The sequence below is a fragment of the Shewanella sp. MMG014 genome, assembly GCF_018100775.1.
GTDB lineage: Bacteria > Pseudomonadota > Gammaproteobacteria > Enterobacterales > Shewanellaceae > Shewanella > Shewanella japonica.
The window spans coordinates 1-13,157 of sequence record NZ_JAGJDZ010000007.1 but is presented as its reverse complement, the minus strand read 5'-3'; the positions used below and the strand labels follow the sequence as shown (position 1 = coordinate 13,157).

Here is a 13,157-nt window from a genome sequence, read left to right as displayed (position 1 = left end):
GTTCAGTTACTGGTGTCGAATGAGATAAGCAAAAGTGCCTAATTGTAATTTGCTGGTAGCGAGTAAGTAATGACTATTATTTGAATTAAGTCTTTATTTCAAAGGACGTTGTGTGATGCTGATGTTCGGTTAAACTGAATTATCTGGTGCTTTTCACATACTGAACTGAAAGAGGTTAATTTGAGTCAACATCACTTAAAGGGATTACCTGTTCCACTATCAGTATTGGCTGTCATGTCATTAATCTGCGTAGCCTCGCAAGCCTCAGCTGAGCAGATTTATTTTAGTTTTGATAATGATGTGATTATTGGTTCAGATGGTGATTACTCTAGTGGTATTTTACTGGGGTGGCATGCAACACCTGAGCAAGATTTCTCCTCTGCTTCTACAGCTTTTCAGTGGCAATCAGCTTTATTATTTCCGCAACAAAGCCAGCAAGTTCACCGTGGGGCAAAGCTTTATAGCCGAATGTGGACGCCTACTGAAATCGCTTATGACTTTCCTCAACCTGCAGAAAGGCCTTATGCTGGCTTTTTAGAGTTAGAAAGTTATACCGGTGTGTTTAGTTCAAGCCTTGCACAAAAAAACTGGCTGAGTTTGGGCGTTGTTGGCCCAGCTTCTGGCGCAGAGTACATGCAATCTTTTGTGCATAAAATTACCTCATCGACGACGCCTGAAGGTTGGGATTACCAGATTGAAAATCAGTTGACGTTGCAAGTCGCTTACGAGGTGGAGGCATTGTTGTTTCGTCAGCAAGCATTCGAAAATAGCCAATGGGATGTGAGTGTATTTAACCATACCATGGCAGGTAACTTTCGTTCTCAATCTAGCCTTGGGTTAACTGTCCGTTGGGGCGATGATCTAAGCCAAACATTTGGTCAGTTATCTAGCCAAGCAGGACACTTTGGCGATTTTACTTCTTCAGCTAATCAATATGGAAGCTGGATGGCCTATGCCAGAATGCAGGCTGGATACCGCTTTAATGACTTAACGATTGAAGGTGATCTTCCCTATGAATCGCCGCTTGAAATTAACAACCAGCAAGCTCAAGCAAGCTTAGGTGTCATTTGGGCTTTTCCCACTTGGTCAGTGCGCTGGAGCTTTGACTTTTACAGCAAAGAATACCAGTCAGATGTGGATGACTGGCATGGCTATGGCGTGATTAGTTATAGCAAGGTGTTGTAAAGAAAATACAATTATAAATGCCCTTAACACAATGCACAGGAATACAAGGTGTTAAAGGCTTTTATACATTAAAGTCACGTCCATGTTTACCGTATTAGATGTTTTGCCACACCTAAAACTGATTATGCATATCGTTTAGCGCTTGGTGTAGCATGTCATCATCGTTATCTTGATTAATGTCACTTTGCTCTGTTGGCGCATCAATTACGCTGTCAGCATCATGAGCTGCATGTTGCGGGTGTTCTTTATGCTCGTCATCTAATGGGTTTTCAAATGCATCGACTTCAACAATATCAAGCATGTCTGCTTGTGGATCAGCAGTGTTAAGCTCATGCATTGTTGGCAACTCCGCTAGCTCTGGAATGCCAGTATCAGGTTTAAGCTCATCATGGCTTAATCCAACCATCTGTAAGTAATGATCGATAGGTGCTGGTGCGGCTAGACTATCGGTACTGTCAATGACTAAACTAACGTCGATATCATCACTTTGATTTAACGTATCTGGTTCATCGCTTTGTGATACTGGTGCTGGAGTAGATATCGGTGCAGGGATAACTTCCACTGCAATCACTTGGCTTGCAGAGTTGCTTGAGCTGCCATCATGGGACGTGGCGCTAATCGTCAAATCAAAATGACCATGAAAGTCAGCTTCAGGAATAACTTTGAGGTTAGTTAATTCGCTTTGTTGTAGTGTCCAAATACCGTTCTTTTCAGTTCCCGCAGATAGCGAAGCCCCTGGTGGAACGCCTGTGATTTCAACTGTGAGTGTTTCATTTATATCAGGACTGGATACGTTAATATTAAGCGCTAAATCAGTATTTTCATTACCCGAAATCGCCATAGTATCGAGTGGCGAAGCTAAATCTCCGACATGCTTAGTAAATATCATGGTAGGAGTATCGGCATCAGGCGACACATGAATTGCCATACTGTTATCTATCGCGACATGACCATCGGTCACCGTATAATTTAAGCGTAATTCCCCATTATAATTTACCCCTGGATTAATAACCCAATGGTCACCTTGTTGGGTAATAGTACCACCACCGACTATTGATAAATGGCTTACATCAAGCACATCTTTAGCGTCTGTATCGTGAACGTTAGCAAGTAAATCAGCTTTACTCAGAGTGAGCAGATGATCTTCAACAACCGTACCCGAAAGCGCGTGGCCAACAACAGGTACATCATTGGTACCGATGATCACTAACTTCATTGCCTGGTCTACACTGTGACCAAGAGAGTCGGTAGCGGTCACCATGACAGTTTCTTCAAGTCGCTCACCCTGAGCCAAGGCCTGCACACGAGCCGAATCGTTGTGGGCCTGATATTGCCAACTGCCATCGCTACTTAAGGTTAGGTCACCGTATTGCGGACGTGTTCCGGCTTGCAATGCCCAGGTGACACCGCTGGCGACTTTGACATCACCAACTAATAAATCGAGTAAACCGTGCGAGCGTGTGACTTTATCTTCGGTGACGACAGACTCAGAAGCGCCGAAAATTTGAGGTCCGGTTTTACCGTCACCAATATGCACGGTCAGATGTTCTTCCCGGCTCTCACCGCTGCTATCGGTAACTTTGATGGTGACGGTTTCGGTATGAATTTTACCTGCAGCCACCTCCTGATTGAGTTTGTCTCGTTCTGGACCACTGTGGCTAAAGGTAAAATCCCAGCGACCGTCAGCATCAATATTAAAGTGACCAATGCCCTGCACATCAATTTTATTGCGGTTGCCTGGCGTGAAATCCAATTGATGGTGACCACCTTGACTATCTATGTACTCGACGTTGAGGTTGTCAGCGTTATCAATGTCATCAATATTGATATAGCCGTAAGAGTGAGTGTGGGTCATTGAGCCCGTGGTAATTGAACGGGATATCTCAAAGGTGCCTGTTAATAGAGGGGCGTCGTTGGTGCCATGAATACCAATATTGACCACGGCATGCTTGGTGTCGCCATGGTTATTGGTGTAACTGATGAAAAAGTTATCTGCATGGCTATCGGTTTGCCCCATTTGCTGAATCGCAGCTGTGTTATTGTCCAATGTGTAGTGATAGCTACCATCGGCGTTCATGTGTAAGGTGCCATAGTTGCCTTGTAATACGCCTGTAGTGGTAACAGTTTCACTGGCGCCAACAGTAAATAACGTTCCCGTCGCAGTCGTCTTACTGTCTTCCTCGACGGCTTGAGTTTGTACCAGAGTGCTTAAATCGGCAGATACCACTAGCTGGCGTTGAACTTGAGCTGTGTCGCCAGTTGCTGTCGCGATAACCTCAGCATGAACTTGATAGGCGTTGTCGCCAATATTGGCAACTTGGTTGGCAGGAATGGCCAATTGCCAATGGTTATTATTAACGCTGGCGCTATAGTGCGTACCTGCGACAATCACATTAACCGAATTGCCATCTGCCACATGGGTTGTGGCGCCTGTAATGGTTAAATCCTGCTGGTGGTCATGATGGTTGATCCAATCGTCATTAGATATAGGGTTGATAGACAGCGTGGGTTTAGCAGTATCTATAGTGATTTGATGATGGGCCTGGGCATAGCTGCCGTCAGCTTTTACTTCAATTACGGTTAGCGTATAAGTGCCATCGGCGCGATCTGTTGCGCTAACATCTAATTTCCAATAACCATTTGCATCGACAGTTGCTTTCGAGTGGCTGAGAAGCCCACTTCCCATGATAGTGCTACCGGGCTCGCCAGTACCATATAAGATAATGTGACCGTCACTGGTAACAAAGTCACTATCACTGACACCGGTATCATATTCTAACCGGGTAATTGCCAGAGGCGGCGTGACATCAATTATGGCGTTGGCATCAATCGTGTTATGACCATCGCTGACTTTGAAACTAATGGCTAAATCGTTACCAACAAAGCCTGGGTTTGCAGTAAAGCTATAGCTGCCGTCAGGATTGGTTACTACCGTTCCATGGGGAGAGAGCAGTGAACCTGCCACAATCGATAATCCCGCGGTGCTGGTATCAACATCGGTAACATTAGCAAGTAAATCAGTTGCTTGAAAGTCGTGTGTGTGGCCAGATTCAACCTTGCCTAAATCGGTGGTGACGGTGGTTGGGGCTGTGTCGCTACCAGTGAGGTCGACGCTGATTTGATGTTGGGTGCCATCGGCAGTCTTAACTGTAACGATATCGGTGGCACTTTGGCCCTGTGACAGTGCTTGTGCGGCTTTGTTAGGCGTATATTGCCAATGACCACTGGTATCGATACTGAATTCCCCGTGGCTGCTAGGCAGCACTTGAGCGATGAAGTGATCTTGGTTGGTATCGGGGTCGGTCACCGTAAGTTGACCCGAAACGGCATGGGTTTCGTCGGTAGTTAGCTTGCTATCACCGGTGATGCTGGCATTCCCCACTTGAACTGTTAGGTGCGCTGGTAGTGTTTCTTGCCCATCGGTCACGTCGACTTCGATTTTCAATTCACCGCGATAGTTGGATTGAGGGGTAACGGTCCAAGTGCCATCACCATTATTGTGAATCGTGCCGTGATTCCCAGCAATGGATACGTGGGATACCGATAAGGTATCGCCATCAATATCAGTGGCTTGGTTTAAAATATCATCTTGATTGATGGTAAAGCTTTGATTGACGTTAACTGTTGCGTGAAATTGGTCGTGGTCTATTTGATCGTACTTATGTAGCAGATCATTCAAGTTACTTGCTGAAGCAAGTGCTTTAATTTGTGCAGGAGAAATGACCTGATCAAACACCGCAAAGTTATCAAAAGCACCATGCAGGTTACCATCTTGTGACCAGTGGCTCTTGCCAATGAAATTTTGACTTCTAGCGGTAGCGGGAAGCTCTGCACCGCTATCGGTTTCCCCTAATAGCTGGCCATTATTATACAGTGCCATATGACCATCATGACTAATGGTCGCGGTCAGTTTCATCCATTGGCCCGGGGTGACCCCATGAGGCACCATTAGGTCATGCTTTTGACCCGCAGCGTCGATGAATTCGAGCTGCAGTGTATCGGTGGTGCCACTATGGGTGAGCAAAATGTTGTCTTTGGCTTGGCCATTACCAAAATCAAACACTCTGGAATAACTGTCAGTTATTGAGTCAAATTTTACCGTGGCGGATACCGTAATACCTTGGCCATATTGTAAATCCGGGACTTCGATTTTTGCGCCGCTATCACCATGAAATTGCACTGCTGAATCTGGCGTGCCATCAGCACCTGTGGTGGCAGTGATGGTGCCACTTAGCACGGCATGATTATTTCGGCCTGATAGATCGGTGCCTTGATTACCCGAAAATTCGTAAGCCGCTGAGATGGGCAGTGATGCAAATTGCCCACCTGCTAAGAAAGTTGGCGCATCGTTATCTGCTGAAATGTGGATTGCGCCAGTGTACTCTTTCGAGTCTAGGCTGCCATCGCTTACTGAGTACTTAAACGCAGACTCGCCATTAAAATCTGTTACCGGCGTAAAGACCAATTTATCGATGTTATCAGCATCAATTTGCTGGCCAGCAACCACTGCTCGACCATCTAATAACAAACTACCGTGTGCAGGGTTGGGCAGGTGAGTAATGGTAATGTGCTGCAATGTATCGCCCGTATCAACATCAGCAAAACTGAACTCATTTTTACTGAAAGTATGGCTATGGTCTTCAACATCCCTAACACTTAGATGAACTGAGGTCGGTGCATCATTTCTTGCTGCAATATCAATTTCAGCCGTTGCTACCGATGAGTTGTCATGGCCATCATTAACTGAGTACTTAAAGTTAACTCTACCGTTAACGTCCTGTTCAGGGGCAAATATCAGGTTAGCAATATCCGTTTGGCTAATAACTTGGTTAACTGTGACGGCAGCACCATTTAGATGCAGTACACCTAAACTGGCAGCGGGTAATTCAGTAATGGTGATACTGCTTAAACTGCCGCCATCGCTGTCAGTAAAACCAAAGTCAACATTAGTAAAGTGATAATTAACATCTTCAATAGCATGGATGACTTGTGTCGCAATCGTTGGTGCTTCATTGCTACCTTGTACGTCAAAGTGCATAGTGTGAGTTGTTTGACCACCTTCATTATCGGTAACGACTACATTAAATGTTTCGGTAACGTGTTGCCCTTCGATTAAGGCTTGAGTAGCAGCTAAAGCATTATCAAGTTCGTAATGCCAGCCGCCATTGGCTGCAATTGTAAAGTGTCCATATGTACCCAGTACATCGGTTTGTTCGGTAATGCTATGGGTGTCTCCAGTATCTGGATCGCTGATACTTAGCATGCCTGAAGTGCGAACGTGGTCGTGTCCGCCGTCTTCAATAACGGTTTTAGGTGCTGCGAGTTCAGTAACGATTGGGTTATCGTCACGGCCATCAATGTTGATGGTGATTTGGTGTTGGGTACCATCAATACTAGAAACGGTATAGGTTTCGTGTACCTGATCATTTTTCGTTAACGCATTAGCGGTGGCATTCGGTGTGAAAGTCCAATGACCATTGCTTGACATGTCGAGGTGGCCATAGGTGCCATCTAGAGCAGCAACATTGAAATGCATTTGCGCGGTATCAGTGTCTTGCACACTTAGCACGCCAGAGACGCTGGTATCTTCATCAGTATTGGCAAGATCATCACCACTAATTTGGGCATTGGGAACTGGTTTGGTTGGATCCAGAACTAATGCCTGAAAATGGCTGTCTATCGCTTGAGTATTGTCTGGTCCTTGGGTGGTGACAATGAGTCCTATATTCATATTGTGACTATTGCCACCAGGCAATTGTGCAGTTAAATCGGCTAACGACCAATCTTTAACATCGACTTTATCTGTCATTCCATTAATAGTGTGACTATGCCCATGTCCATCACTGATAACAGTACCTTTTAGTAATCCAGTAATCTCTGTTTTGACAATTTTGTCGTCAGTATCGGTAGGGGGAGTGATGACCGGATTTAAGCGAATGAGCGCATCAGGATTTGGTGGGACCAAGGTGCTGTCGACTTGCACGACTTCTGATATCACTCCAGCAGTTGTTGTGATTTGATGATGGCCAGTAAGATCACTCGCGACCCCATTTGCCATCCTAATATCAATTACCAAGCCATTATTTTTATCCACAACGCTATTTAACGGGGCTTGTGATAATAAGCTGGCATCAACGGGATGATTAGTGACCATTGCAGCACTGAATATTTGCCCATGGAATGCATCTTTGGGCTGAAAACCATGATTTTGATGGTGGCCATCCTCATGGACTAAGCTGCCATCTTGATCCTGCGCCAGCGACAGCATCCCCTTACCTGGCATCGTATCGCCTTGATGTACGTTATCTTGGGTGAATTTTACTTTACCGTCTTGCAATACTTGTAAGATGCCAGAGTGGGAGTCCCACAATAGTGTGTAACGGTGGGTTAAATTGTCAGCTGTAGTGTCAATACCTGTTGCATACTCAGTGCCACAAATCGATACGGTTAGATTTGATGGTTTCCAAGCATAAAGTTCGTTGGTGGAATGGCTGTTACCATAACTAATAAACGTTGCCCCATGTATACCTTGTGTGGCAACCTGGTTGCCACCGATGACGTTGAACTCCAAGGCAATATTGGAGATAGTGTCACCTGTTTGTAGTTCGCCATTGTTCATTACTGAACCTTGACCACTACTATCAAACCTCATTACCTGTTGTTCAGTGGTAAAGCTTAGTGTTGCATGAGCACTATCGGTCACAGAGGCAATGTCTATACTTGCGTGCGCCGTGCTATGGCTGGTGCCATCAGTAACTTGGTAAATAATATCGACATTGTCGCCATGAAAGTTGGCAGTAGGCGTATACGTGTAGCCGTGAATTGCGTCGCCACTAAAGGTTCCGTGGGGTGAAGTTGGGGTACCAACAATCTGCAGTGACCCGTCAGGGTCCGACAAATGTTCAAGTAGCTGCGCTTGTGTAATATGAATTGAATGGTCTTCATCCGTTGTGCCTAAATTGCGGGCGCCACTGTCAGTTAAGGGGTCATTCACTGCTGCGACATTTATGGTTGCCTGAGCGGGAGCGGAATCGGCATGGCCATCATTCACGGTATAACTGAAATGAACATCACCATTAAAGTCTTTCGCTGGAACAAATTGCAGCTTACTGATATCTCCGGCATCGATAATCTGATTTACAGACACATCATGTCCATCAAGTACAAATTTACCTTCCGCTAAACTCGGCAGATTGGTTAAGCTTATAGAATGAAGTGTGTCGCCTGAATCAACATCGCTAAAACCAAAATGGCTTGCCTGCATTTGGTAACTGACATCTTCAGTACCATTGGTTAAATGCACTTGGTTTACAGTGGGTGCATCATTAGTCCCCGTGACATTAATATGAAGATCGTAGGGTGTACCATCTTTACTATGTACGCGATATATAACAACTTCAGTTTGACCTTCAGCTAGGTATTGTAGCTTTGCGTTATCAACATGATAAGTCCAAGTACCAGCGCTATCGATACGTAATAACCCATCATAAGGGTCATGAATTTTTGTTTCACCAAACTGGCTAAACTGGAATGAGTTTTCACCAGTGTCAGGGTCAACGACAGTAAGAGAGCCCGTTGCCAACTCCGTAACTGTTCCTCCATTACTGCTTCTATGAGACCCATCTTCAGTAATGCTCCCTGTGCTGACTTCAGTAATGATTGCGCTATCTTGAACCGCCGTTAATGTTGTCGTTGCACCCGTATGTGTGACACCTCCATGTGCATCTTTAACGTCATAACTAAAATGAACTTGGCCGTTATAGTTTTTTTCTGGTGTGAATGAAAAGCTACCGTCAGGATTAATGGCTATTGAGCCGTGATCTGCATGTAAGTTTTCAATGGTAAGCAAACCAGTATCATTAGTATCAACATCAACTGTATTGGTAAGTAACTGTGCTACGGTAATCGTCTGGCGAGTATCTTCAGTGCCAGCATTGAGAGTCACCTCTGATGAACAGTAAGGACGGTCATTACTACCATGAATAGTGATAACAATGTCGTGTGGAGTGCCATCTTTAGAGTACACAGTAATGGTATCAGTTAACGTTTGATGCTCACCTAATTTATCAATGACAGTGCCGATCGTTGTCTTACGATTTCCGACCCAATCAACACTCCCTACGGTAACATCGTAATGCCATGTTCCATCTGGGTTTAATAGTAAGTGTCCATATTGTCCATGGTAAGAGTTATTCCAGGCACCGCCTCTAGGGTCAAACTGAGATTCTCCTGTGTCGGGGTCAACAATATCTAACTTACCATCAGCTGTTAATGCTGCTTGACCTAGCTTAGCCATGCCTGGCTGAGCATAGTCTGGCGACATATCTTGTCCAGCAGTTCCCTCGGTGACATCGCCAGTATCAACGCCACCAATAATGGCTTTATCATCACTGCCATTAATAGTAACTGTTATGGATTTTTCTGTGCCATCTACAGTTCGGACGATGATGGTATCTTTGAGCGTATCTTTGCTGGTGAGGGCCTGAATATTAGGGCTATTATTATCAACAACGTATTGCCAATGTCCGTCATTATTTATTGAAAATTGACCGTAAGCTGCGTGATTAACATCCACAATAAATTGGGATTCACCGTGATCGATATCAGTGGCGACGAGCTGGCCTTGTGCGACTAGATTTCCTTGGTGGTTATGAGTGTCTTCTTGAAGCACTGCAGAGGTATCGCCGGTGATCTTAGCGATGTCATTGTTGCCATGTATATTGACTTCAACTTTGTGGGCGGTGCCATCAATTGAGTGGACTACAAATACTTCTTTAAGCGCTTCAGTTTGAGATAGTTGCTGTATCTGAGGTTGATTGTTGTTAGCAATGTACTGCCATTGGCCATTATTACTGATAACAAGTTGACCGTAATGCCCTTGTTGTAGTCCTGAAGGGAATAAATCTTGGCCGCTATCTATATCGGTAATGGTCAATTGACCTTTGGTTATCAGTAGGCCTGAACTCAGTTTGTCCTCAACGACAACACCCGCATCTACCCCATTTATATTGGCTAAGTCATTGGTCCCAAGTATTTGTATTTGAATACCATGTGGAGTGCCATCGTGACCTTTAATAAAGAACAAGTCATCAACGGTTTCGCCACTTTTAAGACTTTGAACTGCTACACCTTGATTATTGAGCGCGTAATGCCATAGCCCTTTGTCGTCGATGTGTAATTCGCCATATTTGCCTTGTAGCGTTTCAGGCTTGAAATGCTCATCGCCAGTATTAGGGTCGAGAATGTTCAATTGTCCTGTCGCTGTTTGTTTAGTGCCGTCTTCTTTAAATAGTGCGACATCAGTACCTGTGATGATCGCTGGCGTGTTATCACCGACAATGGTGGTTGAGATAGTATGCTCGGTACCGTCAATGGATTTTACGGTAAAGCTTTCGGTTAGCTGCTGCCCATGGGGTAACTTGATCACATTAGCATTGTAATGATCGACTGCATATTGCCATTCACCATTTGGCTTAATCGTTAAAAAGCTACCATAAGCACCAGCGACTACTTGTGGTTGAAAATGCGCTTCTCCTGTATCAACATCAGTGATGTGAAGTTGACCATTAGCGTACAAAATATTGGGCGCGCCAGAAGCATTTGAAATCACTCCAGTATTTGTGCCTGAAATAACTGCACTATCATTGGTGCCATGAATATGAACACAAAGAGTTTGTTCAGTGCCATCAGCAGTTTTGATTATCACCGTATCGGTAATTTCATGCCCTGCATTAAGAGATTGTATTGCCGTTTGTTTGTTGTCTGAGGTGTATGTCCAAGCGCCAGAAGGGTCGATAGTAAAATGGCCATACTGGCCAGCGAGAGTTCCAGCGATAAATTGGGCTTCACCTAAGTCGGGATCTGAAACAATGAGCTGACCATCCGCTCTCAACTGTCCTTGGAAAAGGTTTTTATCTTCAGTGACATCTAATGTGGAAGAACCTGAGATAACTGCTTTATCATCTTGGCCATTGATGATGATTTTTATTTGATGTTCGCTGCCATCGATAGATTTAACAACTATCGTATCAATTAACGACTCACCTGTTTTGAGTTGATTAATTGCAGGTTGATTATTATCAGCGGTATAAGTCCAGTGACCATTATTATTGATGGTTAATTCGCCAAATAAACCTTGTGAAGCATTGGCCTGAAACTGATTATCTCCAATATCAGCATCTTTTACTGCCAACATACCGTCTGCATGTAAAAAGCCAGCGTGTAGGTTTTTATCTTCAACTAGCGAAACGATTGATATACCGCTGATGATGGCTTTATCTTCGGTTCCATTAATATTTATCTTGAGAACTTTCTCTGTGCCATCAATCGCATGCACATATAGTGTTTCAGTTAGCGTGGCTCCAGCTTTTAAGCCTTGAATGGCGGCGCTGTTATTATTAGCAGTGTAGACCCAATGGCCAAGCTGATTAATCGATAAGTAGCCGTAATTACCTTGATAGCTATCGGCAACAAATTGGTTTTGGCCGTTATCGATATCAGTAATGGTTAACGCACCATCGACCCTTAATAAACCTGAGTGAACGTCTTTATCTTCAGTGAGTGTTGCAGTTGAAGTGCCTGCAATCACCGCTTTATCGTCAGTACCGTTAATGGTGACGGTGACTTGTTGTGATGTACCATCAATGCTGTGAACGATTAAGGTATCGGTGAGTGACTCACCAGAATTAAGACTTTGAACAGCCAGTTGGGAGTTATCAGCAGTATAAATCCAATGACCCAACTCATTGATACTCAGTTGACCAAACTGGCCTTGCAGTGATGCCGCTTGGAATTGATTTTGACCACTATCAACATCGGTCACAGTCAATGCACCATCGACCCTTAATAATCCCGAGTGAACGTTTTTATCTTCAGTGAGTGTTGCTGTTGAAGTGCCCGCAATCACGGCTTTATCGTCAGTACCGTTAATGGTGACGGTGACTTGTTGTTCTGTGCCATCAACCGAATGAATTAGAACCGTATCAGTTAACGACTCACCCGTTTTTAGACCTTGAATGGTCGCTTGTGAGTTATCAGCGGTGTAAACCCAATGGCCTAAATTGTTAATCGATAACGTTCCAAATTGACCTTGCAGGATTTCTGCATTGAATTGCGCCTGACCGCTATCTGCATCGGTAACTGTTAACGCACCATCGACTTGAAGCTCTTGTGATGAGATGCCTGAGTGGAGGTTTTTATCTTCAGTAATACTTCCTGTCGTTACACCGCCAATTTGCGCTGACTCATTACTGCCAGTCACTTGAATTGTTACCTGCTGAGTAACAGGCTGTCCTGAGCTATCTGTGGCTATGACTGTAAAGGTTTCTGTTGCTATCTGACCTTGATTCAGCGCTTGTGTTGCGGAGTTTTGATTGTTGAGATGATATTGCCAAGTACCTGTATCTGGATCAATAGTTAACTCACCCAGTTGGCCGCGTCCATTGGCAATTGACCAATTGATATTATCACCAGTATCGGGATCTGTGGCGATCAAATTACCAGATGCGCTATCTATAGCCCCGTCAGCATTAAGTGCTGCGTGATGGACTCCTGATATACTAGGAAGATCGTTGCTACCTTCAACTTCAACAGAAATGCTTGTTTGTAATTGGTTACCCTCAATATCAGTTGCTGTAACGGTAAATTGCTCTGTGTGGTGCTCATTTTCACCTAGTGCATTAGTGGCTTGGGAAGCGTTGTTGAGTTGGTAGTGCCACTCGCCAGTTATTGGATCGATATTTATCGCTCCAAATTGCCCCTGTGGTTGACTGATACTCCAATTAATTAGATCAGAATGCTGACCTTGAGCGTGTAATGTACCAGTCACCACATCGGTGTTTGAATCTTCTTTAACTTGTTGAATTTTAAATTGACTGTCGATAGTTAGTGGCTTTTCATTCGTGCCAGTGCCAGTGCCAGTGCCAGTGCCAGTGCCAGTGCCAGTGCCAGTGCCAGTGCCAGTGCCAGTGCCA

At 44.5% G+C, this 13,157-nt stretch carries 2 protein-coding genes; one reads left to right on the top strand and one right to left on the bottom strand.

The genetic code is table 11. From position 1 onward, the window contains the following. Positions 1–180 precede the first annotated feature (180 nt). The gene (locus J8L86_RS12380; RefSeq protein ID WP_247663380.1) at positions 181–1,185 is read left to right on the top strand and encodes a lipid A deacylase LpxR family protein; all 1,005 of its coding nucleotides are present in this window, start codon (positions 181–183) and stop codon (positions 1,183–1,185) included. A gap of 112 nt (positions 1,186–1,297) precedes the next feature. On the opposite strand, the gene J8L86_RS12375 is transcribed toward J8L86_RS12380, so the two are convergent. After that, on the bottom strand, positions 1,298–13,157 hold an 11,860-nt coding region (locus tag J8L86_RS12375; protein WP_211030573.1), incomplete at its 5' end, for a VCBS domain-containing protein.